Here is a 24,053-nt window from a genome sequence, read left to right as displayed (position 1 = left end):
AAGGGATGTCCGTGAGAACAGGACGGTTCCGCTTGTACGCGGCCGTCGCCGGAGGAAACTTCCGGAGATTCGCTACGTACCGCATGGCGACGCTGGCGGGTGTCTTCACCAACACCGTGTTCGGGGTGATCCTGGCCTACACCTACATAGCCCTCTGGGAAGAGAGACCCGGACTAGGAGGATACGACCAGGCGCAGGCCCTGACGTACGTATGGCTCGGCCAGGCCCTCCTGATGACGGTCGCGGCGATGGGCGGCGGCTTCGAGGAGGAGCTGATCAACCGCATCCGCACCGGTGATGTCGCCATCGACCTGCACCGCCCCGTCGACCTCCAGGCCTGGTGGCTCGCGGGCGATCTCGGCCGGGCCGCCTTCCACCTCCTGGGGCGCGGCGTGGTGCCGATGACCTGCGGGGCGCTCCTGTTCCAACTGGCGCTCCCCACGAATCCGTTGACCTGGCTCGCCACGCTCGTCGCCGTGTTCCTCGGCGTCGTCGTCAGCTTCGCGCTGCGCTTCCTGGTCGCGCTCAGCGCCTTCTGGCTCATGGACGGCTCGGGCGTGGCCCAGATGTCGTGGATCGCGGGCATGTTCTTCTCCGGCCTGCTGCTGCCCCTGAACGTGTTCCCCGGCACCCTCGGCGAGATCGCGCGGGCCCTGCCCTGGTCGGCGCTGCTCCAGGTGCCCGCCGACGTGTTCCTCGGCAAGCACACCGGCGCCGGCCTGCTGTGGACGTACGCCTTCCAGGCCGCGTGGGCCGCCGGGCTGCTCGCCGTCGGGCGGCTGCTCCAGGGCCTGGCGACGCGACGGGTGGTGGTGCAGGGTGGCTGACCCGACAGCGGCTGACACGACAGCGCGGCGGCAGCGGGCGGCCGACCGGGGGCCCACCGGGTTCGAAGGCCCCGCGGGGCCGCTCGCGCGGCTGCGGGACGGCCTGCGCGCCTATCGGATGATCACCGCCATGTGGATCCGCTCCACGATGGCCTACCGCGCGTCCTTCGCGATGACCGCCCTCGGCAACCTCCTGGTGACGGGCCTCGACTTCGCGGCGATCCTGTTGATGTTCTCCCAGGTGGACCGGCTCGGCGGCTACGGCCTCGGGGAGATCGCCTTCCTGTACGGCGTCGCCACCACCGCCTTCGGGATCGCCGACCTCGCCGTCGGCTCCATGGACCGCCTCGGCGGCCGGGTGCGCGACGGCACCCTCGACACCCTCCTGGTGCGGCCCGCCCCGGTGCTCGCCCAGGTCGCCGCCGACCGCTTCGCGCTGCGCCGCCTCGGCCGGATCACCCAGGGCGGGCTCGTCCTCGCGTACGCCTTCTGGACCGTCGACATCGCCTGGACCCCGCTGAAGGTCCTGCTGATCCCGCTGATGCTGGTCAGCGGCGCGGGCATCTTCCTCGCCGCGTTCGTCGGCGGCGCCGCCTTCCAGTTCGTGGCGCAGGACGCCTCGGAGGTGCAGAACGCCTTCACGTACGGCGGCAACACGCTCCTGCAGTACCCGCCGACGGTCTTCGCCAAGGACCTGGTGCGCGGGGTGACCTTCGTGGTGCCGATCGCCTTCGTGAACTGGCTGCCGGGCCTGTACGTCCTCGACCGCGCCTACCCCCTCGACCTGCCGCGGTGGGTCGCCTTCACGCCGCCGCTGGTGGCCGCCGCGTGCCTGGCGCTCGCGGGCCTGGCCTGGCGCGCGGGACTCCGCTCGTACCGCAGCACAGGGAGCTGACATGGCCACCGACACCCGCACGGACACCGGTACGGGCACGGACGCCGCAGACGGGGACTTCATCACGCTCGACGGCGTGGAGAAGGTCTTCGACGTGCGCAGGAAGACCGGCTTCCTGCGCCGGGAGCGGCGCGAGGTGCGGGCCGTCGACGGCATCTCCTTCACGGTGCCGCGCGGCGAGATGGTCGGCTACATCGGGCCGAACGGCGCGGGCAAGTCGACCACGATCAAGATGCTGACCGGCATCCTCACGCCCAGCGGCGGGCGGCTGCGGGTCGCGGGCATCGACCCGGCGCGCGAGCGCGCCCGCCTCGCCCGCCACATCGGCGTCGTGTTCGGCCAGCGCACCACGCTCTGGTGGGACCTGCCACTCATCGACTCGTACCGCCTGATGCACCGCATGTACCGCATCCCCGACGCCCGTTACGCCGAGAACCTCGACCGGTGCGTGGAACTCCTCGACCTGGGGGAACTCCTGGACGTGCCCGTGCGGCAGCTGTCGCTCGGGCAGCGCATGCGCGGCGACATCGCGGCGGCGCTCCTGCACGACCCGCAGGTGCTCTACCTGGACGAGCCGACCATCGGCCTCGACGTGGTCAGCAAGGCGAAGGTGCGCGGCTTCCTGCGCGACCTGAACGCCGACAACGGCACGACGGTCCTGCTCACCACCCACGACCTCACCGACATCGAGCAGCTGTGCCGGCGCGTGATGGTCATCGACCACGGGCGGCTGGTGTACGACGGCGACCTCGACGGGCTGCACGAGGCGGGCGGCAGCGAGCGCATGCTGGTGGTGGACCTGGAGCGGGAACTGCCGCCGCTCCAGGTCGAGTCGGCGCGGGTCGTCCGCACGGAAGGGCCCCGGCAGTGGCTGGCGTTCCCCGCGGCCGCCTCGGCGGCGCCGCTGGTCGCCGCGATCGCCGAGCGCTATCCGCTGGCCGACCTGTCGGTGCGCGAGCCGGACATCGAGGCGGTCATCGCCAAGATGTACGCCGACAGGGGGACCTCGTAGGCTGCGGGGTATGACGGACGCCGAGTCTTCCCAGCCGCCCGCGTCGCCGCCGGCCGTCGCCGGTTCGCCGAGCCCCGACCTGCGCGCCTCCGACGCCGACCGCGAACGCGTCGCCGAGGTCCTGCGCGAGGCCCTCGCCGAGGGCCGCCTGGACATGGACGAGTTCAACGAGCGGGTGGACGCGGCGTACCGGGCCCGTACGTACGGCGAGCTCGCGCCCCTCACCAAGGACCTGCCCGCGGCGGGCGCGGCCGCCCCCAAGACCTCCCTGGTCAAGCGGTCCGCCGACGGCGACTCGGCGGAGATCGACTGGTCGGAGCGCGTGGTCGTGGGCAGCGAGCCCTCCTCCACGGGCGGCTTCGCCTTCTGGAGCGGGTTCAGCCGCAAGGGCGGCTGGACCGTCGGGCGGGTCTTCACCTCGTTCGCGATGTGGGGCGGCGGCGAGATCGACCTGCGCGAGGCGCGCTTCGCCGACCGCGAGGTCGTCATCCGCTGCTTCACGGTCATGGGCGGCATCCAGGTCGTCGTGCCGCCCGAACTCGACGTCACCGTCAGGGGCTTCGGCATCATGGGCGGCTTCAGCGACGAGGCCACCGGCGTGGGCACGTCCGGCTCGCCGCGCGTCACCGTCACCGGCTTCGCCCTGATGGGCGGCGTCGGCGTGGAGCGCAAGCTCCGCAGGGCCGAGCGGCTGCGCGTCAAGGAGGAGCGCCGCCGGGAGAAGCTGGAGGCCAGGGAGGCGCGGCGGCTCGAGCACGAGCGCAGGCACGAGCTGCATCGCCAGGCGACGGACGACCACCACCGGCGCCTGCGCGGCGGGGACCCGGAGTAGACGCTTCCGGGGGCGGCCGGGCACGGCGGGGGCGGTGCCGCCCCCGCCGCGTCCGGCCGTCCGCGGTCAGACGTCGAGCTCCGCCTCGATCCGCTTCAGCTGGTGCCGGGCCATCGCCAGGTTCGCCTTGTCCTTGTCGAGGGCCAGATAGAGGAACAGGCCGCTGTTGGTACATGGGGCTCGCACTTCCTTTTCGTCGGGTGCCGGATCGGGCTGCGGGAGGTGTCATGGTCTGGTGCTCTCCAGTCGTTCGAGCGCGCCGTCGAGCAGTTCGCCGATACGGGCGCTGGACCGGCGTGCCTCCAGCTGGAGCCGGCCCACGTTGACGCGCGGCCCCGCCAGGAGGGTGAGGACGGCGGAGGGGCCCGCGGCGTACGCCGCCACGCAGCCCCCCTCGCCCTGGATGAGGAGTTCCCCGGCTCGCCCCTGACCCGGCGGCGTCCGCCAGGCGCAGGGCGGCCCCGAGGGCGTCCACGGTGAGGGTGACGAGGTGCGGTGCCCCCTCGTCGGTGGTGTCCCGGGCGAGCACGCGGCCGTCGGTGCCGGCCGCGAGGGCCCCGGTCAGCTGGGGGACACGGGCCCGCAGCCGTCTGAGTTCGTCGAGCAGACCGGGTCCCGCCGCCATCAGCTCCCTCCTCCAGGCGCGTCGCCACGCGGCCCGCCCCCTCACGGGGCACTCACGTCCCGGTGGGCGGCGCCGGGCGTCACAGGGCCTCCAGGGCGGCGCGGACCCGGCGCAGCAGCGCCACGTCGGGCGGGGTGAAGCCGGAGCCCGGGGGCGGGCGTGGTGGGTCTCATTCCTTGCTAAGCGCTATCAGGCCCGCTGCCGCCAGGCGGCGGACTTCGAGGAGGACGTGGAAGGCCGGGCGGCCGAGCAGCCGGGACAGGTCGCCGGGGGTGCGGCGGCCGTCGGCGAGGTCGAGCAGCGCCCGCTGCCGCCGGGGCACGCTCGTGCCGGGCGGTGCGGGGCGGCGGACCACGGGCGCGGTGTCGGCCGCCGGGCCCGGCCAGGCGCGGTCGAGGAGGGTCCGGCGCCGCCTGGCCTCCCGCGCCACGGCCGCGGCCGGTACGGGGCGCACCGCGCCGATGCCGTGCCCCACCCCGTGCCGGAACCGCGTCGGCCCGCCGCCCGGCGCCAGGGCGAACAGGGCGGCGTCGTGCAGCGCGGTGAGCGAGCAGATCTCCAGCTCGCCGGGCGTGAGGTGGCCCTCGGCGACCAGGTACTGCCCGGCCCCGCGGCGCGGCCCCGCGCGCCCGGCCGCCTCGTCCCAGACCGCGCGCGGCAGCCGGCCGCCCGCGGTGAGGAGCACGTCGACGCCGAGAGCCTCGCCGCCCTGGCCGCCGCCAGCCTGGGCCTGTCCCAGCGCCTGGTCGCGGTGGCCGAACGGGGCTCGCTGCGCAGGACGGTGTCCTACGGCAGCCGTGGCCGCGCGGCCGTCTACGCGGTCGGCGACAACGCCCTCTTCGTCGTCCTGGGTGACGAGGGGCTCGACCTCGACCGCCTGCACCGCGCGTCCCAGCCGGTCCTGCGGCGCATCGACACCATCCTGACGAACGGGGCGTAAGCAGGTCATGAGCACATGACGGCCCAACGACCGCCACGGAACGCATCCGGCCCGCGCGGAGCCCTCAGAGCTCCGCCGCCCCCGACCCCTTCAGGTCCGCCAGGTCGAACGCCTCACCCATGCGCCGGAAGCCCGCGTCGCTCGGGTGGAGGCTGTCGCCCGAGTCGTAGCGGCGCAGGAGCTTGCGGGGGTCATACGGGTCGCGCAGGGCCTTGTCGAAGTCGACGACCTCGTCGAAGACCTTCCCGGAGCGGATCTCGGCGTTGACGGCCTGGCGCACCGCCTCCAGGGCGGGGGTGTAGCCGCGGTGGCCGCCGAAGGGCATGAGCGTGGCGCCGACGACGCGCACGCCACGGGTGTGGGCCTGCCGGGTCAGCTCGCGCAGGCCGTCCGTGATGCGGCGGGCGTCGGTCTCGCGCGGGTTGCGCAGGATGTCGTTGATGCCGAGGGCGATGACGACGGCCTTGACGCCGGTCCGGTCCAGGACGTCGCGGTCGAAGCGGGACAGGCCGCTGGGGTTGCCCGCGGGGGCGCCCGCGACGGCGCCGGGCTTCCCGTCCGACAGGACGCGGTTGCCGCTGATGCCCTGGTTCACGACGCTGTAGCGCGGCGCTCCGGACCGCTCGCGCAGCCGGTCGGCGAGGACGTCCGGCCAGCGGCGGTTGGCGCCCATGGTGGAGGTGATGCCGTCGGTGATGGAGTCACCGAGCACGACCACCGTGCCGTCGGTGTCGCTGCTGAGGACGTCGACCGCGGCGACGTAGCGCCAGTACGGGCTCTGCTCGTGGTACGCAGAGCCGCTCGTGTCCTCCGTGCGGTCGCCGTCGGCCACGTAGGAGATCTGGCGGGCGTGCGGGTGGTACGTCACGGGGCCCGACGGCGTCGGTGAGTACGTGGTGATCAGCAGGTCCGCGTCGTGCGGGACGCGCAGGCGGACCGCGTCGCTGACGACCTGGCGGCCTGCCGGGACGACGACCGAGGTCTCGCCGCGGAACGTCAGGCGGCGCAGCGTGCCCGCGGCCGCCGATGGGCTGTTGGGCGCGGCGGCCACCGCGACGGAGGCGTGCGTGAGGGTCAGCGGCTGGCTGCCGTACAGGTTCGAAAGCGTCACGCGGGCGCCCTCGCCGCCGACGCTGGTGTGCACCACGTTGCGCACGGAGCGGCCCGCCATGCCGCGGGCCTCGGTGCCGGGCTCGGCGCCCGCAGGGGAGGCGGACCAGGTGCCGACCCAGGTGCCAGCGGAGGCGGGGGCCGCGGAGTTGCGGGGCGTCCGGGGGCCCGCGCTGACCTGGTCCTTCGCGTCGTCGGCGCCCGTGACGCCGACGTATATGGCGGCCGAGACGGCCACGATGACCGCGAGCAGGGCGGCAAGGAGTGCATAACCGTGACGCTTGGTCATGCGGGCGGTCTCTCCTCGGGCAGGGGGAGCCCGAGGCTCCGGTGTGAAGACCCCATGATGCGTCATGGGCCGCGAGGAAGCCGACACTGCCCCCCTCCGCTCACTCAGACGCCGGGAACTCGTGGTTCGTTCCGGGAGTAGGTCAGGAAGGGACCGTGGACCGGTCCCACGGAAAGAAACGCGGAAAGCGACAATGCGTATGAGGGCCAGGGCCGACGCGAGACGGGGCGCCAGCGATGGAACGCACGAAGAGTGGGAAGCCGGGCGACGTGGACGGCGATGTGGACGGCGACGTGGATGAGGAGCACGCGGCCCGCACCGGCCGCGCCATGAGGGGAGCCACCGGCACGGCCGGCGGCTTCACGTACAGCACCGCCGACGAGGAGAAACAGCGCGGCGTACGCCGTATGAAGCTCACCGCGACGGGGCTGCTGCTGTTCGTCGCGGTCGTGTACGTCCTCGCGAAGTGGGCGGGGAACGCGGGCGCCGGGGCCTGGGCCGGGTATGTGGCGGCGGCCGCGGAGGCGGGCATGGTCGGCGCGCTCGCCGACTGGTTCGCGGTGACGGCGCTCTTCCGCCATCCGCTGGGCATCCCCATCCCGCACACCGCGATCATCCCGAAGAAGAAGGACCAGCTCGGCGCGTCCCTGGGCGAATTCGTCGGCGAGAACTTCCTCTCCCGCACGGTGGTGCGCCAGCGGCTGCGCGCCGTCGGCATCGGCGGCCGCCTCGGCGCCTGGCTGGCCGAGCCCGAGCACGCCGACCGGGTCACCGCCGAGCTGGCCACGGCGCTGCGCGGGGCGCTCACGGTGCTGCGCGACTCGGACGTGCAGGCCGTCGTCGGCGAGGCCATCACGCGCCGCGCGGACGCGCGGGAGATCGCGCCGGGGCTCGGCAAGATGCTGGAGAAGGTCGTCGCGGACGGCGGCCACCGGCGGGTCGTGGACCTGGTCTGCGTCCGCGCCCACGACTGGCTGATCCTCCACTCCGACCAGGTCATGGACGCGGTGCAGGGCGGCGCCCCCGGCTGGACGCCGCGCTTCGTCGACAAGAAGGTCGGCGAGCGGGTCTACAAGGAGCTGCTCCGCTTCGTCACCGAGATGCGGGACATGCCCGAGCACCCCGCGCGCGGCGCCCTCGACCGCTTCCTCACCGACTTCGCCGCCGACCTCCAGTCCGACACCGACACCCGCGCGCGCGTGGAGCGCCTCAAGCGCGAGATCCTCGCCCGCGGCGAGGTGCAGGACCTGATCGCCTCCACCTGGTCCGCGGTCCGCCAGATGATCGTGGCCGCCGCCGAGGACGAGCGCAGCGAGCTGCGCCTGCGGGTGCGGGCCTCGCTGCTCTCGCTCGGTACGCGCATGAAGACGGACCCCCGCCTCCAGGAGAAGGTCGACGGCTGGGTCGAGGGCGCGGCGGTGTACGTGGTGACGACGTACCGCGACGAGATCACGTCCCTGATCACCGACACCGTCGCGAGCTGGGACGCCGAGCACACCTCGAAGAAGATCGAGGCCCACATCGGCCGCGACCTGCAGTTCATCCGCATCAATGGCACGGTGGTGGGCTCGCTGGCGGGCTTGGCGATCTACACGGTGTCACGCTTCTTCGTAGGCTGACCCTCCTCCGGCCTCCGACCTCCCTCCTCCGGCCTCCGGCGGCGCCTGGCCGTACTCGGCGGGCCGGTCCCCAAGGGACCCGCCGGGCAAGGGGAATTGAGTACGCGTACTCAGGCACCCCACCCCCTCGCGCGCCATCGTCGTACACATGAACGCACTGAGCCCCTTGCGCGCCCGCCCTCTCCTGGAGCGAGGCGTGGTCCGTCTGCTGGGTGCGGGCCTGGCGGCCGCCTCGTATCTGCTGTTCCTGCCCTGGGACCTGCGCAACCGCCCGGAGTCGCCCGGCGCCATCGAGGAGACCACCCCCGTCACGGACGCGGGCATCACGGCCCTGGCCATCACGGTCCTCGCCCTGGCCGCGTACTTCGGCTACCGCGACCGCCTGTACTGGATCCTCCCGGTGGTGGCCGCACCCCCGGCCGCCCTCCTCCTCGCGTCCTTCCTGACCCACGAGGCCCCGGACGCGTCGCCCTGGCCGGTGGCGTGGGCGGTGCTCACGGTGGCGGGCACGGCTGTGGTGCTCGCGGTGGCGGGGGTCGCGCGACAGTTCCGCGGGGGTGGGGCTGCGGCGGGGCCCTTCGAGGGGCGTATGCAGGGCTAGCGTTGCCCGCGGGTGCGGGTGCGGGTGCGGGTGCGGGGACCCCGTTCGGCAGAATGCTCGTATGCCGAGATCGTCGACGAAAAATTCCAAGGGAATCTACTTCGGGCCACCGCCCTCTGTGGAGGAGGGCCAGCGCTTCGACCGACAGACGGACCTGCACGCCGCTCATGTGCATCGCCGCTTGGGTTGGGGCATCTCAGGAACCGCCCACGAGGGTGTGGACTCCATTGTTGCTAGCGGTGGGTACGAGGGCGACCGGGACGAAGGCGACGTAGTCATCTACACCGGCATGGGTGGTTCGCCGGTGAAGGGCCGGCTGACACAGGACCAGGAACTCATCGGGCCGAACGCGGGATTGGTGAAGAACCAGCGGGAAGGTCTTCCCATTCGGTTCGTGCGTGGTCTGGGCGTCGTCAACGGCAAGGCCCGCGGGGGATACGAGTACGCGGGTATCTACCTGGTCGAAGACCACTGGAAGGCCTACACGGAACAGGGCTACGTCATGTGGCAGTTCCGGCTCGTCAAGGAAGAGGGAGAGCGACTCCCGGGCGATGTCGAAGTCGAGATCAGCGATGACATGACGGCGCTTGAGAAGTCAGTCGCCCGGTATGTCACGACACAGCGCAGGGTGAGGAACACGCGCGCTGCGCGCAGGGTCAAGGAGATGTACGACAACGTATGCCAAGTGTGCCGAAACCCCCTAGTCATTGACGCTGAGGGTAATCGCTACAGCGAGGGCGCCCACATACAGGCACTGGGGGCGCCGCACCGAGGTGCTGACGTCGCCGAGAACATTCTCTGCCTCTGCCCCAATTGCCATGTGCTGTTTGATAACGGCGCCTTGCTGATTTCGGACGACCTCAAGGTCATCGACGGCATCACGCAGAAGTTCGTGCGTGAGCTTCACGTCATTCGCAACCGGCACCACATCAAGACAGAGTTCCTTCAGCAGCACCGGTCGCGTTGGGCGGATCGAACGCGGAATTAGTGGTCCACTCCGTGGCACTCGGTGTAGGAATTCCCCGACCCGCACCAACACCCCTCATCCCCCCGAGGCGGCCACTCCACCGCCCGCCCCCGGGCCGCCAGTGTCGTCGCGTACTGGGGGAGGAGGGCCGGGTCCGAGGGGGGTGTGCCCTCGGAGGCGGCGAAGGCTTCGTAGGAGGGGACCGTGCCGGTGACGATGCCGAGGTTGGGGGTGCCGGAGGTGGAGAGTTCGCGGAGGGAGGACTCTATGGTCGACAGGTGGGCCTCGTGGGTGGGGTACTCGGAGGAGAGGGCCGGGTACGCCGTGAGGAGTTCGGTGAGTTCCGTTGCGGGCCAGTGGAGGACCGCCACCGGGAAGGGGCGGGAGAGGGCCTCGCGGTAGGTGCCCAACTCGGCCTGGAGGCGGGTGATTTCGGCTCGGATTTCCTCGGGGTTCTCGGAGCCGAGGGACCAGACCCGCTTGGGGTCGTGGAGTTCGTCCAGGGGGACCGGCGCCCGGCCCGTCGCCGCCGCCCGGGCCCGGTGGACGCGGTCCGCGCGCTCGTCCCAGGCGTCGTGGGCCGCGCCCAGGAGGCGGCGCACGCGGTGGCGGCCGTAGAGCAACGGGTGCGTGGCGTAGGGGGGTTCGAGGTCCGGGTCGGGCAGGAGCCGGCCCAGGGCCTCGGTGAACGTGTCGTGCGCCTGGTCCAGCTCGTCGTGGGACTCCAGGGACTCCGCCACGATCACCCACGGCGCGGCGTCCACCGGCCGCGTGCCGCGCACGCCCTCTATGATCGCCCGCGCCTCCGCCTCGTGCCCGTACTCCCAGAGGTTCGCCGCCTTGAGCGCGCGGATCAAGGTCGGGTTCTCCGGCGGGTGCGGGGCCGACGGCGAGAGCAACTGGTCGTAGAGCGTCGTCGCGCGGTCGCGGGCGTCGGCCAGCTCCAGGTGGGCCGCGGCCTGGAGGAGGAGGTGCTCGGCGTCCTCGGGGTAGAGGCCCGCGGTGCGCTCCAGGCGCTCCGCTTCGGCGATGTGGTCGACGTGGTCGGCAGGCGTGTCGGGGCGCATGGGTGACACCGTACTGCCGTACCCGGGGTGGGGAGTATGGGCTTCGCCGTCGGTGTGGCCGGTCAGGGCCCGGTCAGGGCCCGGTTCCGGTCGGTGACCCCGGGGCGGGCCCCCTCGGTAGGCTCGCTGTTCGTGATCATTCGCCGTCGGCCGCATCTGCTCTGGCTGCTCGTCCCGTTCGTGCTGTACGTGGGGGCGCTGCCGTTCGCCAACCGGGTCGAGCCCGTCGTCCTCGGGCTGCCCTTCCTGTTCGTGTGGCTGCTCGCCGCCACCGTCCTCACGCCCGTGGCCGTCTGGCTCGCCTACCGGGGCGACCAGAAGGGGCGGCGCCCGTGAACACCGCCGTCGCGACCTCCGTGTTCGGGGTCTTCATGGTCGCCACCGTCGCGCTCGGGCTGCTCGCGGTCAGGGGCCGGGGGAAGCAGGGCGGGCTCGCCGAGTGGTCCGTGGGCGGGCGGTCCCTTGGGCCCGTGTTCATCTGGGTGCTGATGGCGGGGGAGGGGTACACCAGCTTCAGCTATCTGGGGGCCGCGGGCTGGGGGTACAACTACGGCGCGCCCGTCCTGTACGTCGTCGCCTACATGTCGTGCGGATACGCCGTGGGGTACGTGGTGGGGCCGCTGCTCTGGGACTACGCGCGGCGGCACGGCCTCGTCGGCATCAGCGACATGGTCGCGCACCGCTACGACCGGCCCTGGCTCGGCGCCGGGGTGGCCGTGCTCGTCACCGTCTTCCTGCTGCCGTACATCCAGTTGCAGATCACGGGGATGGGCGTCGTCGTCTCGACCATCTCGTACGGCGCCATCAGCCTGAACTGGGCCTATTTCATCGGCTTCGCCGTCACCACCGGGTTCGTCGTGGTGAGCGGCCTGCGCGGCAGCGCGTGGGTCTCCGTGCTCAAGGACGTCCTCGTCATCGGCACGCTCGCGTTCCTCGTCGTGTACGTGCCGCTGCACTACTTCGACGGGTACGGGGACTTCCTGCACCGCGTCGTGGAGGAGAAGCGGGCGTGGCTGACGCTTCCCGGGAGCGGCGGGTCCCCGTACGGGGAGGCCTGGTTCGCCACCACCTCGTTCCTGAACGCCCTGACCGTCGTGATCTTCCCGACGACCGTCGCGGGCTATCTCGGCGCGCGCGGCGCCGACGCCCTGCGCCGCAACGCCATCTGGCTGCCCGCGTACAACGTCCTGCTGTTCGTGCCGATGCTGCTCGGGCTCGCGGCGCTGTTCGTGGTGCCGGGGCTGAGCGGCGCCGGGTCGAACCTGGCGCTCTTCAAGCTGGTGGTGGACTCGTTGCCGGCGTGGATGGTGGGGCTCGTGGGGGTGGCCGCCGCGCTCTCGTCCATCGTGCCGATGGCGGTGTTCATGCTGGTCATCGGGACCATGTGGGGCAGCAGCGTCCTTTCGCTGCTGCCCCGGTGGCGGTCGCCCGCGCGCCAGAAGCTCGCCTCGCAGGGCGTCGTCGTGGCCGCGGGCGCGCTGGCCCTCGTCCTGACGTACGCGACGCCCAACACCCTCGTGCGGCTCTCGCTGATCTCCTACGAGGGGATGGCGCAGCTCGTGCCGATGCTGCTCATCGGGCTCGTGTGGCGGCGCCTTACCCTGGCGGGCGCCGTGAGCGGGCTCGTCGTGGGCGTGGCGGTGGTGTGCGCGCTCGTGTTCACCGAGCACGACCCGGTGTTCGGGGTGAACGCGGGGATCGTCGCGCTCGCGGCGAACCTGGCGGTCGCGCTCGCGGTGTCGTACGCCGGTCCCGTCGACCGGGACACCCGGGCGGACGCCGAGGTGCTGGCCCGGGACCCGGCCGGGGAGGTCAGCGCGGACCCCGCTCCCGTGCCAGTACGACGGTGAGCGCGGCCAGGACGCCGAGGCCCGCAGAGACGAGCAGCGCGGTGTTCGCGCCGCGCGCGAGGGCGGCCGGGGCGGAGCCGGAGGCCGTGGTCACCGCGATCATCAGGGCGACGCCCGCCGCCGAGCCGATGTAGCGGGCGGTGTTGCCCGCCCCTGAGCCCATCGCGGCGCGCTCGGGCGGCACCGACTCGACGGCGAGCAGCGGCAGGGCGGCGTTCAGCAGGCCGCTGCCCGCGCCGGAGAGCAGCAGTCCTGGCAGCAGGCGCGGCCAGGAACCCGCGCTCGCCGCGCCGAGCATTGTCACGGCCGCGACGGCGTGCATCAGGAAGCCGACGGCCAGTTGGTGCCGCGCGCTCACGCGTCCCGCCAGGCGCCGCGCCTGGAGCGCGACCAGGAACGAGGTGCCCGCCCACAGGGCGAACAGCCAGGCCGTGCCCATCGCGGACAGGCCCATGGAGCGCTGCAGGACCGTCGGCAGATAGCTGAACAGGGCGATCACCGACAGGCCCGTGAACAGGCCGCCCGCGGAGGAGGCCAGGAAGAGGGGGCGGCGCAGGAGCCCCAGGTCCAGCATCGGGGTCGCCGACCGCCGTTCCACGTATGTGAACGCGGCGAGGAGGGCGAGCGACGCCAGGAGCAGCGCGCCGACGGGTGCGCGCAGCCAGCCGTCGCGGCCCAGGGTGAGCGCGGCGAGCAGGGCGACGAGGGCCAGGCCGAAGGTCAGCGCGCCCGCGAGGTCAGGGCGGCCCGCGCGCGGGGACCGGGACTCGGTCAGGGCACGCGGCCCGAGGGCGCCGATGGCGAGGGTGGCCAGGCCGAGGACGACGTACGGCAGCCGCCAGTCCGCGAGCGTCGCGATGCCGCCGGAGACGAGCGGCGAGACGGCGATGCCGCCGCTGACGAACGCGCCCCACACGCCGGTCGCCCGGATCCGCCCGGGACCGGTGGAAAAGGCCCGCGCGATCAGGCCGAGGCTGGCCGCGATGACGGCCGCGCTCGCGGCGCCCTGGGCCACGCGGGCCAGCGTGAACATCCAGGTCGAGGTGGCGAGGCCGCCGAGCGCCGTGGTGACGGCGAGCGCGAACGTCCCGTACAGGAAGACCCGGCGCCGTCCGTAGTCGTCGGCGAGGCTGCCCGCGACCAGGAGCAGGGCGGCGAGCCCGAGCGGGGTGCCGTTCAGGAGCCAGGCCTGGGCGGACAGGGAGGTGCCGAGCGCGGCGGCGGTGTCGGAGAGCGTGACCATCGGGGCCGTGTACGTCATCAGGGCCATGAAGGTCGCGGCGCTGGTCAGGGCGAGGGTGGGGCCGGGGCGTTCGCGCGCGGCGGGCGCGGGGGCGGGGGTGGCCTTGGCGGTGACGGTCTTGGGCATGGGCCGGGTTCCTTCGGGACGCGTGCGGGGGGGCGTACCGCCGTCCCGCGTCGAGGTTCATTCATTGAACTTGCATCTGCGGGCGACCGTAGCATGAGGAAGTTCAATGAATGAACCTCGATGCGGTGACGTGGTTACAGTGGGGGCCATGGCTCTCGGCAAGGACTACGCGGCGCAGGAGTGCTCCATCGCCCGCGCCCTCGAAGTCGTCGGGGAGCGCTGGACGCTCCTCGTCGTGCGCGACGCGCTCTACGGCGTCCGGCGCTATAACGACTTCCTCGTCCACCTCGGCATCCCCCGCGCGGTCCTCGCATCGCGGCTCCAGGCGCTCACCGAGGCGGGCGTCCTGGAGAAGCGGCCCCTCGCCGACGCCCCCCGCCGCCACGAGTACGTGATCACCGAGCGCGGGCAGGCCCTGTGGCCCGCCCTGCGCGCGCTCGGCGCCTGGGGGCGCGACACCTTCAGCGACACCGCGGCGCTGCGCTACTTCCGGCACGCGCGGTGCGGTACGGAGCTGGGGCCCGCGGGGGAGTGCCCGGCCTGCGGGCACCTCGTGCCGGTCGGGGACGTGGAGATGCTGCCGGGCCCCGGGCTCGATCCGGACCCGAGCGATCCGGTCAGCCGGGCCCTGCTGGGCCCCCGGCGCCTGCTGCAGCCGGTGGTGACGGAGGCGGCGTGAAGGGCCGAGGTGGCGTGAGCGGCCGGGGCCGCGTGCGCGGCCGGTCCCGTGTGCGCGGCCGGTCCCGCTTCACCCGTACGGGCGACTGATCCTGTATAAACAGGCTGGACAGAGCTGGACAGGGAGCGTACTCGTACGGAGAGGGGAGGACGGCGTGATCAGGGAGCTGGTCAAGCGCTGGGGCACGGCCCTGCGGCCCGCCGTGCTGCTCTTCGTCCTCCTGGTCGAGACCGTCCTCGCCGACACCGGCAGCCTCGTGGGCGCCGTCGCCCTCGCCGCGACCGCCGCCGCGGGCTCCGCGCTCGCCCTGTGCTCCCTGCTCGCCGCCCGCTCCGCGCCCGCCGTGCCCCGCACCCGCGTGCGCACCGCCATCCGCGACCGCGAGCGGCGCACCGCCTTCCTGCCGCAGCGCGACCCCGACGCCCGGGGCCGCACCCGGCCGCGAGCACCCGGCCGTTCCCTCCTGACGGCCGCCGCGTAGGGAACCCCCGGCTCCACCCCCGGACCCCGCGCGGGTCGTCATGCCGACGCACCTCACCCCGGCACGACGAGACCCCCGGAGGGCTCACCCATGTCTTTCTTCGCCGACCTGGTCGCCGACCTGGCCGACCTGTTCGCCCCGCTCTTCCACGGCTCCGCGATGGCCGCCGCCATCGTCGCCGTCACCGCCTGCGTACGCCTGCTCGTCCACCCGCTGTCCCGGGCCGCCGCGCGCGGCCAGAAGGCGCGCGCCCGGCTCGCGCCGCAGGTCGCCAAGTTGCGCGAGAAGCACGGCAAGAACCCCGAGAAGCTCCAGAAGGCGGTGCTCGAACTGCACCGCAAGGAGAACGTGTCGCCGCTGGCCGGATGCCTGCCGGGCCTCTTCCAGCTGCCCGCGTTCTTCCTCCTGTACCACCTGTTCTCCAGCTCGGAGATCGGCGGCGAGCCCAACGGGCTCCTCGACCACAAGCTGCTCGCCGCCCCGCTCGGCGGCCGCTTCGCCGACGCGCTCGGCGACGGCGGCCTCTTCGGCGCCGCCGCCCTCGTCTACCTGGTGCTCTTCGTGCTCGTCGCCGCCGTCGCCACCTTCAACTTCCGGCGTACGAAGCGACAGCTGGCCGGGTCGGCGGCGGGCGGCACCGGCGGCCAGGGCGGTCAGGCGCCGGGGGCCGAGGCGATGGCCGCGATGACGAAGTTCATGCCGTTCCTGTCCTTCTTCACGCTCTTCACGGTCGCGTTCGTGCCGCTCGCCGCCGCCCTGTACGTCGTGACCAGCACGACGTGGAGCGCGGTGGAGCGCGCGGTGCTCTACCGGGACATGCCGAACGGGGCCGCCGGGGTCGCGGCCACGGCGATGTGAGGGACCCGGCCCGGCTCACACGGGAGGTGACGGTCCAGTACGTGAACGGGGTCTTGCGGGGCGGACGGTGACCTTGGAGGATCAGCCGAACGTCCGATGGGCCGCACCCCATCCCTCCGAGGGAAGGCAGACCATGAAGCTGCTACGAGTCGGTACGGCGGGCGCCGAGCGCCCGGCACTGCTCGACGCCGAGGGCACGCTGCGCGACCTGTCCGGCGTCGTCGGGGACATCGACGGCGCGCTGCTCGCCGACGAGGCCGCGCTCAGCCGCGTCCGGGAGGCCGCCGCGCGCGGCGGCCTGCCCGCGCTCGACCCGGCCGGGCTGCGGATCGGCCCGCCGCTCGCCCGGATCGGCAAGGTGGTGTGCATCGGCCTGAACTACCACGACCACGCCGCCGAGACCGGCGCGGAGCCGCCCGCCGAGCCGGTGGTCTTCCTGAAGGCGGCGGACACGGTCGTCGGGCCGAACGACACCGTGCTCGTGCCGCGCGGCTCGGCCAAGACGGACTGGGAGGTCGAGCTCGCGGTCGTCATCGGGCGTACGGCGCGCTATCTGGAGTCGCGCGAGGAGGCGCTCGCGCACGTGGCGGGGTACGCGGTGGCGCACGACGTCTCCGAGCGCGAGTTCCAGATCGAGCGCGGCGGCACCTGGGACAAGGGCAAGAACTGCGAGACCTTCAATCCGCTCGGGCCGTGGCTGGTGACGGCGGACGAGGTGGGTGACCCCCAGGCCCTGTCCCTGCGCCTGTGGGTCAACGGGGAGCTGAAGCAGGACGGCACGACGGCCGGGCAGATCTTCCCGGTGGCGGAAGTGGTCCGCTACGTCAGCCAGTTCATGACCCTGTACCCGGGCGACGTGATCAACACGGGCACGCCCGCCGGGGTCGCCCTCGGGCAGCCGGAGCCCAAGCCGTTCCTCCGGGCGGGCGATGTGGTGGAGCTGGAGATCGACGGCCTCGGGCGGCAGCGCCAGGAGCTCAAGCCCGCGTGAGGCCCGGCGGGCCCGCCCGCCTCCGCGCCCCCTGCCGCGCCCCCCGAGTGCCCGCCGCTGGTCGGCCTAATGGGGGGAGCGCTGAGCGTGTCTCCCGCCACCGATGTCCGTATTACGCATATTTCCAGGTATGCGAAGAAAAAGTTCAGCATATCTAGCGGTGGCTGTCGCGGTCGCGGCGGCCACGGTCGTCGGCGGCCTGGCCGGGCAGGGCGTCGCCGACCCCCTGCCCGGCGGCCTCGGCCCCTGTCTGGGCGACGCCTGCCCGGCGACGTATCCCGAGGTCAACAACGGTCCCGTCGCGGGCCGCGACGAGAACATCAACGTGTTCGTCGGCGAGGACATGCTCGTCCGCGAGGCGGCGGCGGAGGCCGAGGGCAAGGTCGTCGTGCTCGGCGGCTTCGACATGAACAAGCGGGCCGGGGCCTCGCAGATCTACAACGTGGGCGTGGCGGGCGTCGGCTCCCGCGTGCCGCCGCCCAACGGCTCGGACTTCCTCACCACGGGCGGCGACCTGTCGGTCGCCTCGGGCCAGCGGCTGCTCGCCGAGGAGGGCAGCGTCTCGGGCCGCGTCGTGTACGAGGGCACGGCCACCGGCACGGTCGCCCCGCCCGCGGTGCAGGAGGCCGGGGCGACCGACAAGTACGCGACGCTGCCGGGGCAGCTCACGTCGGCCAGCCAGTGCTACGCGTACGACCAGGGCTCGCCCCGCACGGCCACCGGCACGGCGGTCAACAACGGCAGCGAGACGACCTTCACCGGTGACGGCACGTCCCCGATCCAGGTCTTCAACGTGGACTTCGACCTGGTCAGCCGCACCGGCGGCGACCAGGGCATCGTGTTCGCGAACATCCCCGCCGACGCCACCGTCCTGGTCAACCTCACCGGTGACGTGCGCACCATCCGCACCTACATGGGCACCCTGCCCGACGGCCTGCGCGAACGGCTGCTCTGGAACTTCCCGGACGCCTCCACCGTGCGGTTCGGTGGCAGCGGCCAGTTCCAGGGGAGCGTGCTCGTCGGGTCGCCGGGCAGCATGTCGCTCGTGACGATGCCCGGCATGAACGGACGCTTCTTCACGGCGGGTTCGCTGACGCACAGCTCCGTTCCGATGGGCGGCGGCGGCCAGGAGTTCCACGCCTACCCGTTCAACGGCGACCTGCCGACGTGCACCGCGCCGTCCCCGTCGCCGTCGCCGTCGGACAGCAGCAGTCCGTCGCCGTCGCCGTCTCCGTCCGACAGCCCCTCGCCGTCCCCGTCTCCCTCGGACAGCGACGGCCCGTCGCCCTCTCCGTCTCCGTCGGACAGCGATGGTCCGTCGCCGTCGCCTTCGCCGTCGGACAGTGACGGCCCGTCGCCGTCCCCGTCTCCGTCGGACAGTGATGGCCCGTCGCCTTCGCCGTCTCCCTCGGACAGTGACGGTCCGTCGCCGTCGCCTTCGCCGTCGGACAGTGATGGCCCGTCGCCGTCCCCGTCTCCGTCGGACAGCGATGGTCCGTCGCCGTCCCCGTCTCCGTCGGACAGTGATGGCCCGTCGCCTTCGCCGTCTCCCTCGGACAGTGACGGTCCGTCTCCGTCTCCGTCTCCGTCCGACAGCGATGGCCCCTCGCCGTCTCCCTCGGACAGCGACGGTCCCTCCCCGTCCCCGTCCGACAGTGACGGCCCCTCGCCGTCCCCGTCGGACTCGCCCACGCACCCCCACCCGACCAAGAGCCCGGACGACGAGATGGCGCACACCGGCGCCTCGTCCGGGGAGCTCGCGCTGGTCGGCGGGATCGCGGCGGCGCTGCTCGCCGCCGGTGTCACGGTCGTGGTGACGGTGCGCCGCCGCCGCGAAGGCGAGTACGAGTGAGAAAGGACCCGTAGGCGTCAGGAGGCGGTGAACCGCTCCAGGGCCTCCACCACCAGCGCGTGATCCGCGATCTGGGGGAGGCCCGAGACGGTCACCGTGCCGATGACACCCACGCCCTCGACCCCGATCGGGAACGCGCCGCCATGAGCGGCGTACCGGTCGGGGTCGAGGCGCGAGGAGGCCTCGAACGTGCTGCCCTTGGCGCGGAAGCGGCTGCCCACCAGGTACGAGGAGCAGCCGTAGCGCTCGGCGACGCGGCGCTTGCGCTCGATCCACGCGTCGTTGTCCGGGGTCGATCCGGGCAGCGCCGCGTGGAAGAGCCGCTGGCCGCCGCGCCGGATGTCGATGGCCACGGGGGCCCGGCGCTCGCGGGCGAGGTCCACCAGGAGGCAGCCGAGCGCCCACGCGTCGTCGTGCGTGAAGCGGCGGAGCGTCAGGCGCCGCTCCTGCTCTTCGAGTTCCTCGATGGAGGGAGCGGTCGGTTCCGCCGGGCGCGCGGTCACAGGGTCACCGCCACGCCCTCGCGGGCCGAGCGGCGCGCGGCTTCGAGGACGTCGAGCGCCGCCGCGGCCTCGTGCGCGGTGACCGGGTTCGCGCCCTCGCCGCGCAGGGCCGCCGCCACCGCCGCGTAGTACGCCGGGTAGTCGCCCGGCAGGGTGGGCTCGGGGCGGCCGCCGCCGGTCAGCGGGGACTCGCCGGAGCCGACGCGGCCCCACGCGCACTCGGGCTCCGTGCCCCACGGGCTCTCGGCGTCCGCGTCGGTGGGGCGCCTGCCCTCGCGCAGGGCGGCCTCCTGCGGGTCGAGGCCGTACTTCACATAGCCCGCGGCCGAGCCGAGCACCCTGAAGCGCGGGCCGAGCTGGGCGGTGGTGGCGCTGACGTACAGGTGCGAGCGGACGCCGCTCGCGTGCGTCAGGGCGATGAAGGTGTCGTCGTCGGCCTGGGCGCCCGGGCGGCGGACGTCCGCCTCCGCGTACACGCGCGTGGCCGGGCCGAAGAGCACCAGGGCCTGGTCGACGACGTGGCTGCCCAGGTCGTACAGGAGGCCGCCGATCTCCTCGGGGTCGCCGGACTCGCGCCAGCCGCCCTTGGGCTGCGGGCGCCAGCGCTCGAAGCGGGACTCGAAGCGCCAGACCTCGCCGAGCTCGCCGTCCGCGAGGAGCTTGCCCAGGGTGAGGAAGTCGTTGTCCCAGCGGCGGTTCTGGAAGACGGACAGGAGCAGGCCGCGCTCCTCGGCGAGGGCCGCGAGCTCCCTGGCCTCGGCGGCGGTGCCCGCGAGCGGCTTGTCCACGACGACCGGCAGGCCCGCCTTGAGCGCGGCCGTGGCGAGCGGTACGTGCGTCTTGTTCGGGGACGCGATCACGACGAGGTCGAGCTCGTCGGCGCGGTCCCACAGCTCGTCCGCGGCTGCGGCCGTGCGGCGCGCGCCCGCGGCGCGGGCCTCGGCCTGGCGGTCGGCGTTCGACGTCACGACCGTGTCGAGCGCGAGGCCGTCGGCGGCGGTGATCAGGGGGGCGTGGAAGACGGAGCCCGCGAGACCGTACCCGATGAGGCCCACGCGGAGGTCGTTCGTGCCTTCAGTCGTGCCTTCAGTCATGACCTCCACTTTGGCAACGCTGTTGCCAAAGTGCAAGCGGTCGCCACAATGGAGACGTGAACAGGGCTAACTCCGGTGCGACCGGTCCGACTGGTGTGAATCTGCGGGCGCTGCGCGGGCACAACGCGGCGGTCGTGCTCGATCTGCTGCGGGTCGCGGGCGACGACGGCGTCAGCCGCCTCGAACTCGCCGCGCACGCGGGCCTGACCCCCCAGGCCGTCAGCAAGATCGCCGCGCGCCTCCGGGCCGAAGGCCTGGTGGCCGACGCCGGGCGGCGGGCGTCCACCGGCGGCAAGCCCGCCACCGCGCTGCGCCTGGTGCCGGAGGCGGGGAGCGCGGTGGGGGTGCACCTGGAGCGGGACACGCTGGTGGCGGTGCGCGTGGACCTGGCGGGCGCGGTGGCGGCCGAGCGACGGGTCCCGCTGGACTTCGGGGCGGGCGTCGAGGCCGTGGTGGGCGCGGTGGTCCGGGAGGTCGGGGACCTTGCGGGGGCGTCGGCGGCCGCCGCCGGAGCGGCGGAGCCGGTGGCGCCGGTGGCGCCCGCCGTGCTCGGCGTCGGCGTCGCGCTGCCGGGGCCGCTTGACCACGTGCGGGGCGTGCCGCACCGCGTCACCGGGTTCCCCGCGTGGGATGGCTACCCCCTGCGGGACGCCCTGGCCGGGCGGCTCGGGCTGCCCGTGGTCGTGGACAAGGACACCAACGCCGCCGCGCTGGGCCTCGCGCTCGCCGGGAGCGCCGATTCGTTCGCGTATCTGCACCTGGGCACCGGACTCGGCGCCGGGCTCGTGCTCGGCGGGGCGCTGCACCGGGGGGCGCGCACCGGGGCGGGGGAGTTCGGGCACCAGGTGGTGCTGCTCGACGGGCCGCCCTGCGCGTGCGGGGACCGGGGGTGCCTGGAGGCGCTGTGCCTGGCCGCGGTCGCGCGCGGCGACCTGGCGGAGGCGGCCCGCGTGCTCGGCACCGGCGCGGGCAACCTGGTCTCCCTCCTGGACATCGACCTCGTCCTCCTCGGCGGCCGCACGGTGGCGGCGGCCGAGGACCTGTTCGTACGGGGCGTCGACGCCGTCCTCACCGCCCGCGCCCGGCGCGAGGGCGCGCGGGCCCCCGTGGGGGTGACCGCCGCTCCGGGCGGCGACCGCGCGGTCGCCGAGGGGGCGGCCCAGCTGATCCTCGCGCCGCTCTTCGGCCGGGCGGAGGGGGCGTTTTCCTAGCGGCGGGGGTGAGGGGTGGTGGTTGGGGGGCGGTGCGTTGGTGTGGTGGGTGGTTGGTGTGGCGGTGGGGCGGGCGCTGTGGTGCGGGCGGTCCGGTGCTGGGCGTGGGGCGCGTCCGCCCCAGGGCGCGCTTCCAGGAGTGGGGGGATGGTCGGCCGGAGTGGACGGCCGGGGCCGGGGCGTCGGGCGTGCTCGCCTGAGGGGACGCTTCCGAGCGTCGGGGTGAGGGACCCTTCTGAGCGTCGGGGTGAGGGGCGGCCCGGCGTCGGAGTGAGGGGGCGGCCCGGTGCGGGCGGGCGGCCCGGGCCCCGTTGCCGGGCGGGGCGGGTCATCGGCTGTTCGGGGGGAATCCGGTGGCCGGTCCGGCCCGGCAGGGCGGTGGTGGCCCTCCGGTGCCGGGGTGCGTGGCAGGGTCACGGCCACGCCCTGTTGCTTTCCGGCCGGAGCCCCGAGCGGGCCGACGGGGGTCCGCCGGAGGAGTGAACGGGGCCTGGTCCGGCGCGGGTTCGGGGGCGGCGGGCCGGCCGTCGACCGCCCCCAGCAAGGGTCCTCCATGCGACTTCGCCGTTCTCTGGCCGCCGGCGTCACCGCAGCCGCCGCCGCCCTCGTGCCCGCCGCGGCCGACGCGCGGGCACTGCCGGTCGAGGCGCGCCCCGCACAACGGGGGCCGCAACTCCCGCACGCGGCCCAGGAGTCGGCCACCGCCTGCGCGGGCGCCGACTTCCCGCTCGCCGCCCGCCTGGTCGAGGGCCCCGGCACCTACCGGTCCGGCGGCGGCTTCGGGCGCTGGTCCGTCGAGCTCACCAACACCACCGGCGCCGTCTGCGCCGCCGTGCACCCGATCGTGGTCCTCGTGGACCGGTCGGCGCGGCTGCGGCCCCGCCAGATCCAGCTGGAGTTCCACGACGGGACGCGCTGGCGGCCGGTGCGGTTCGAGCGGACGGCGCGGGACGAGTACGTGGGGGTGTTCGGGGGCCCCGGCGCCGTGGCGGACCCCGGCGGCTTCGGCGGGTTCACCGTCGGACCCGGCTCCACGGCCACCGCCGAGGTCCGGCTCGCCTTCACCTCCGACGCCAGGCCGGGGCGTGTGGTGGTGAGCGCGGCGGCCGTGCAGCGCAGGGGCGACGACGGCGACTGGGTGGGCGCGTCCGGCGACTACGCGTTCGACGTGGTCGACGGCGGCCGCCCCGCGCCGCCGCTGCCCGGCGAGCTGGCGAGCACCGGACCGGACACCCTGCGCGGCCTCACCGCCGCCGCTGCCGCCCTCGTCCTCGCGGGCGGCGCCCTGCTGGTGGCGGCGCGACGCCTGCGGCAGCGGGGGCACTGAGCCGGGAGGGCGCGGCGGCCACGGGCCAGTGACCGCCGCGCCCTCCCCGGGGCCGTGCCGTGCGTACACCCGCGCGTGCGACGATCCCCCCGTGGACCACCAGGACAACACCGCCGCCGCCTCGCCCGCTCACCTGCGCGATCAGGCGCCCGGCGCGCCCATTCGCTCCGGCATCCCCGAGCACGGCCGCATCCCCAAGTACTACGCCGTCAAGGCGCGGATCGCGGAGCTGATCGAGGAGCTGGGCGTCGGGCGGACGCTGCCCACCGAGCGGGACCTCGCCGAGCGGTACGAGGTGGCGCGCGAGACCGTGCGCCAGGCGCTGCGCGAGCTGCTGCTGGAGGGAAGGCTGCGCAGGCAGGGGCGCGGCACCGTGGTCGCGGGGCCCAAGCTGGAGCAGCCGCTTTCGCTCGCGAGCTACACCGAGGGCGTGCGCCGCCAGGGCCGCACCCCCGGCCGTACCCTCATCTCCCTCGACCGCTTCCCCTGCCCCGCCGCCCTCGCCGCCGACATCGGCGCCACGGCGGACGAGCCGGTCTGGCACATGGAGCGCGTGCTGCTCGCCGACGACGAGCGGGTGGGCCTGGAGAGCACCTACGTCGCGGTGGCGCGGGTGCCGCGGCTCGACGCGGACTTCGACCCCGACTCGTCGTTCTACGCGTATCTGCGCGACGAGCTCGGCATCGGCTTCGGCGACGCCGACGAGCGCATCGAGACGGTCCTCGCAACGCCGCGCGAGGCGCTGCTGATCGGGACGCCGCCCGCCCTTCCGATGCTCCTGATCCACCGGGTGTCCCGGGACACGGCCGGGCGCCCCCTGGAGCGGGTGCGCACCCTGTACCGGGGAGACCGCTTCTCGTTCACGACGCACCTCGGCTGAGCCCTCCCCGACCTCCCCGACCTCCCCGACCTCTCCGCCCGCCCTGCCCTTCCCGGCACGATCAATCGGGTCCAACCGCCCCTTTCCGGGCGCCAGTTGGACTCTTCTGATTACGGAACGATAACGGGTCTAGGCCAAACTTGCTCGGCAGTTCACCCTTTGGTTGCCATCCGG

The 24,053-nt window shown here is 73.7% G+C and carries 24 protein-coding genes and 1 pseudogene; 18 read left to right on the top strand and 7 right to left on the bottom strand.

Translation table 11 applies throughout. The features are described from left to right. The first annotated feature begins 5 nt into the window (after positions 1-5). Genes AC07A4_RS10100 through AC07A4_RS10085 form a run of 4 tightly spaced genes read left to right on the top strand, consistent with a single transcriptional unit; the run spans position 6 to position 3,566 of the window. The gene (locus AC07A4_RS10100) at positions 6-827 is read left to right on the top strand and encodes an ABC transporter permease (RefSeq protein WP_478595489.1); all 822 of its coding nucleotides are present in this window, start codon (positions 6-8) and stop codon (positions 825-827) included. Then, the gene (locus AC07A4_RS10095; RefSeq protein WP_478595487.1) at positions 820-1,722 is read left to right on the top strand and encodes an ABC transporter permease; all 903 of its coding nucleotides are present in this window, start codon (positions 820-822) and stop codon (positions 1,720-1,722) included. The genes AC07A4_RS10100 and AC07A4_RS10095 overlap by 8 nt, the downstream gene beginning before the upstream one ends. 1 nt (position 1,723) lies before the next feature. Then, positions 1,724-2,734, top strand: coding sequence for an ABC transporter ATP-binding protein (locus tag AC07A4_RS10090; RefSeq protein ID WP_478595486.1), 1,011 nt, complete (start codon positions 1,724-1,726; stop codon positions 2,732-2,734). Between the two features lie 10 nt (positions 2,735-2,744). Further along, entirely contained in the window at positions 2,745-3,566 is an 822-nt protein-coding gene (locus AC07A4_RS10085) for a DUF1707 SHOCT-like domain-containing protein (RefSeq protein WP_478595483.1), read from the top strand. A 225-nt stretch (positions 3,567-3,791) separates the two neighbouring features. On the opposite strand, the pseudogene AC07A4_RS10080 reads toward AC07A4_RS10085, so the two are convergent. Together AC07A4_RS10080 and AC07A4_RS10075 are read right to left on the bottom strand one after the other, a co-directional pair. Beyond that, positions 3,792-4,191, bottom strand: a pseudogene (locus AC07A4_RS10080) (roadblock/LC7 domain-containing protein). A 169-nt stretch (positions 4,192-4,360) separates the two neighbouring features. Beyond that, positions 4,361-4,876, bottom strand: coding sequence for a hypothetical protein (locus tag AC07A4_RS10075; protein ID WP_478595964.1), 516 nt, complete (start codon positions 4,874-4,876; stop codon positions 4,361-4,363). Between AC07A4_RS10075 and AC07A4_RS10070 the strand changes: the two genes are divergently transcribed. After that, on the top strand, positions 4,769-5,131 hold the full coding sequence (locus AC07A4_RS10070; RefSeq protein ID WP_478595945.1) for a roadblock/LC7 domain-containing protein: 363 nt from the start codon (positions 4,769-4,771) through the stop codon (positions 5,129-5,131). The two genes, AC07A4_RS10075 and AC07A4_RS10070, sit on opposite strands and share 108 nt — an antisense overlap. Before the next feature lie 64 nt (positions 5,132-5,195). Here AC07A4_RS10070 and AC07A4_RS10065 read toward each other — a convergent pair whose 3' ends face one another. Then, positions 5,196-6,530 carry an SGNH/GDSL hydrolase family protein gene (locus AC07A4_RS10065; protein ID WP_478595481.1) on the bottom strand — a complete coding sequence of 445 codons (1,335 nt, stop codon included), beginning with the start codon at positions 6,528-6,530 and terminating at the stop codon, positions 5,196-5,198. 329 nt (positions 6,531-6,859) lie between these two features. Between AC07A4_RS10065 and AC07A4_RS10060 the strand changes: the two genes are divergently transcribed. From AC07A4_RS10060 to AC07A4_RS10050, 3 genes are all read left to right on the top strand, one after another. Then, on the top strand, positions 6,860-8,149 hold the full coding sequence (locus tag AC07A4_RS10060; RefSeq protein WP_478595943.1) for a DUF445 domain-containing protein: 1,290 nt from the start codon (positions 6,860-6,862) through the stop codon (positions 8,147-8,149). Positions 8,150-8,297: 148 nt separating this feature from the next. Further along, positions 8,298-8,750 (top strand): hypothetical protein, encoded by a 453-nt coding sequence (locus tag AC07A4_RS10055; RefSeq protein WP_478595479.1) that lies wholly within the window; start codon positions 8,298-8,300, stop codon positions 8,748-8,750. Between the two features lie 61 nt (positions 8,751-8,811). Then, complete coding sequence (locus tag AC07A4_RS10050; RefSeq protein ID WP_478595477.1) at positions 8,812-9,738, top strand: YDG/SRA domain-containing protein; 927 nt, start codon at positions 8,812-8,814, stop codon at positions 9,736-9,738. Here AC07A4_RS10050 and AC07A4_RS10045 read toward each other — a convergent pair. After that, entirely contained in the window at positions 9,735-10,784 is a 1,050-nt protein-coding gene (locus AC07A4_RS10045; protein WP_478595475.1) for an SEC-C domain-containing protein, read from the bottom strand. The two genes, AC07A4_RS10050 and AC07A4_RS10045, sit on opposite strands and share 4 nt — an antisense overlap. 126 nt (positions 10,785-10,910) lie before the next feature. Here AC07A4_RS10045 and AC07A4_RS10040 point away from each other — a divergent pair, with 126 nt between their 5' ends. Together AC07A4_RS10040 and AC07A4_RS10035 are read left to right on the top strand one after the other, a co-directional pair. Next, positions 10,911-11,120, top strand: a complete 210-nt coding sequence (locus AC07A4_RS10040) for a DUF3311 domain-containing protein (protein WP_478595940.1) — start codon at positions 10,911-10,913, stop codon at positions 11,118-11,120. Then, positions 11,117-12,634, top strand: coding sequence for a sodium:solute symporter family protein (locus tag AC07A4_RS10035; protein ID WP_478595473.1), 1,518 nt, complete (start codon positions 11,117-11,119; stop codon positions 12,632-12,634). Before AC07A4_RS10040 ends, AC07A4_RS10035 begins: the two co-directional genes overlap by 4 nt. On the opposite strand, the gene AC07A4_RS10030 is transcribed toward AC07A4_RS10035, so the two are convergent. After that, the gene (locus AC07A4_RS10030; RefSeq protein ID WP_478595470.1) at positions 12,597-14,003 is read right to left on the bottom strand and encodes an MFS transporter; all 1,407 of its coding nucleotides are present in this window, start codon (positions 14,001-14,003) and stop codon (positions 12,597-12,599) included. The genes AC07A4_RS10035 and AC07A4_RS10030 overlap by 38 nt on opposite strands. A gap of 148 nt (positions 14,004-14,151) precedes the next feature. On the opposite strand from AC07A4_RS10030, the gene AC07A4_RS10025 reads away from it, so the two are divergent. The 5 genes from AC07A4_RS10025 (at position 14,152) to AC07A4_RS10005 (ending at position 18,864) form a co-directional block, all read left to right on the top strand. Then, the gene (locus AC07A4_RS10025) at positions 14,152-14,682 is read left to right on the top strand and encodes a winged helix-turn-helix transcriptional regulator (RefSeq protein WP_478595469.1); all 531 of its coding nucleotides are present in this window, start codon (positions 14,152-14,154) and stop codon (positions 14,680-14,682) included. A 154-nt stretch (positions 14,683-14,836) separates the two neighbouring features. Then, entirely contained in the window at positions 14,837-15,163 is a 327-nt protein-coding gene (locus tag AC07A4_RS10020) for a DUF6412 domain-containing protein (RefSeq protein WP_478595466.1), read from the top strand. A gap of 90 nt (positions 15,164-15,253) precedes the next feature. Continuing rightward, entirely contained in the window at positions 15,254-16,021 is a 768-nt protein-coding gene (locus AC07A4_RS10015; protein WP_478595463.1) for a YidC/Oxa1 family membrane protein insertase, read from the top strand. A 133-nt stretch (positions 16,022-16,154) separates the two neighbouring features. After that, complete coding sequence (locus AC07A4_RS10010) at positions 16,155-17,012, top strand: fumarylacetoacetate hydrolase family protein (RefSeq protein ID WP_478595461.1); 858 nt, start codon at positions 16,155-16,157, stop codon at positions 17,010-17,012. 160 nt (positions 17,013-17,172) lie between these two features. Then, positions 17,173-18,864, top strand: a complete 1,692-nt coding sequence (locus AC07A4_RS10005; protein ID WP_478595459.1) for a choice-of-anchor A family protein — start codon at positions 17,173-17,175, stop codon at positions 18,862-18,864. 17 nt (positions 18,865-18,881) lie between these two features. On the opposite strand, the gene AC07A4_RS10000 is transcribed toward AC07A4_RS10005, so the two are convergent. Then, entirely contained in the window at positions 18,882-19,367 is a 486-nt protein-coding gene (locus AC07A4_RS10000) for a heme-degrading domain-containing protein (protein WP_478595456.1), read from the bottom strand. Continuing rightward, the gene (locus AC07A4_RS09995) at positions 19,364-20,461 is read right to left on the bottom strand and encodes a Gfo/Idh/MocA family oxidoreductase (protein WP_478595454.1); all 1,098 of its coding nucleotides are present in this window, start codon (positions 20,459-20,461) and stop codon (positions 19,364-19,366) included. The genes AC07A4_RS10000 and AC07A4_RS09995 overlap by 4 nt, the downstream gene beginning before the upstream one ends. A 56-nt stretch (positions 20,462-20,517) precedes the next feature. Between AC07A4_RS09995 and AC07A4_RS09990 the strand changes: the two genes are divergently transcribed. The 3 genes from AC07A4_RS09990 to AC07A4_RS09980 all read left to right on the top strand — a co-directional run bounded on the left by AC07A4_RS09990 (position 20,518) and on the right by AC07A4_RS09980 (position 23,879). Continuing rightward, positions 20,518-21,672 carry an ROK family transcriptional regulator gene (locus tag AC07A4_RS09990; protein WP_478595451.1) on the top strand — a complete coding sequence of 385 codons (1,155 nt, stop codon included), beginning with the start codon at positions 20,518-20,520 and terminating at the stop codon, positions 21,670-21,672. Between the two features lie 553 nt (positions 21,673-22,225). After that, positions 22,226-22,999, top strand: a complete 774-nt coding sequence (locus AC07A4_RS09985; protein WP_478595449.1) for a hypothetical protein — start codon at positions 22,226-22,228, stop codon at positions 22,997-22,999. 91 nt (positions 23,000-23,090) lie between these two features. Then, on the top strand, positions 23,091-23,879 hold the full coding sequence (locus AC07A4_RS09980) for a GntR family transcriptional regulator (protein WP_478595447.1): 789 nt from the start codon (positions 23,091-23,093) through the stop codon (positions 23,877-23,879). The last annotated feature ends 174 nt before the right edge of the window (positions 23,880-24,053 follow it).

The organism is Streptomyces sp. NPDC043996 (genome assembly GCF_056435225.1).
Note: the sequence above shows the minus strand (reverse complement) of the source record. Positions and strands in the feature narration are given on the sequence as shown.

Bases quoted from the DNA above. Each gene is read 5' to 3' on its own strand.
- AC07A4_RS10100 (WP_478595489.1), top strand. From the start codon at position 6: ATGTCCGTGAGAACAGGACGGTTCCGCTTGTACGCGGCCGTCGCCGGA.
- AC07A4_RS10090 (WP_478595486.1), top strand. From the start codon at position 1,724: ATGGCCACCGACACCCGCACGGACACCGGTACGGGCACGGACGCCGCA.
- AC07A4_RS10085 (WP_478595483.1), top strand. From the start codon at position 2,745: ATGACGGACGCCGAGTCTTCCCAGCCGCCCGCGTCGCCGCCGGCCGTC.
- AC07A4_RS10065 (WP_478595481.1), bottom strand. From the start codon at position 6,530: ATGACCAAGCGTCACGGTTATGCACTCCTTGCCGCCCTGCTCGCGGTC.
- AC07A4_RS10060 (WP_478595943.1), top strand. From the start codon at position 6,860: ATGAGGGGAGCCACCGGCACGGCCGGCGGCTTCACGTACAGCACCGCC.
- AC07A4_RS10055 (WP_478595479.1), top strand. From the start codon at position 8,298: ATGAACGCACTGAGCCCCTTGCGCGCCCGCCCTCTCCTGGAGCGAGGC.
- AC07A4_RS10050 (WP_478595477.1), top strand. From the start codon at position 8,812: ATGCCGAGATCGTCGACGAAAAATTCCAAGGGAATCTACTTCGGGCCA.
- AC07A4_RS10045 (WP_478595475.1), bottom strand. From the start codon at position 10,784: ATGCGCCCCGACACGCCTGCCGACCACGTCGACCACATCGCCGAAGCG.
- AC07A4_RS10030 (WP_478595470.1), bottom strand. From the start codon at position 14,003: ATGCCCAAGACCGTCACCGCCAAGGCCACCCCCGCCCCCGCGCCCGCC.
- AC07A4_RS10025 (WP_478595469.1), top strand. From the start codon at position 14,152: ATGGCTCTCGGCAAGGACTACGCGGCGCAGGAGTGCTCCATCGCCCGC.
- AC07A4_RS10015 (WP_478595463.1), top strand. From the start codon at position 15,254: ATGTCTTTCTTCGCCGACCTGGTCGCCGACCTGGCCGACCTGTTCGCC.
- AC07A4_RS10010 (WP_478595461.1), top strand. From the start codon at position 16,155: ATGAAGCTGCTACGAGTCGGTACGGCGGGCGCCGAGCGCCCGGCACTG.
- AC07A4_RS09995 (WP_478595454.1), bottom strand. From the start codon at position 20,461: ATGACTGAAGGCACGACTGAAGGCACGAACGACCTCCGCGTGGGCCTC.
- AC07A4_RS09985 (WP_478595449.1), top strand. From the start codon at position 22,226: ATGCGACTTCGCCGTTCTCTGGCCGCCGGCGTCACCGCAGCCGCCGCC.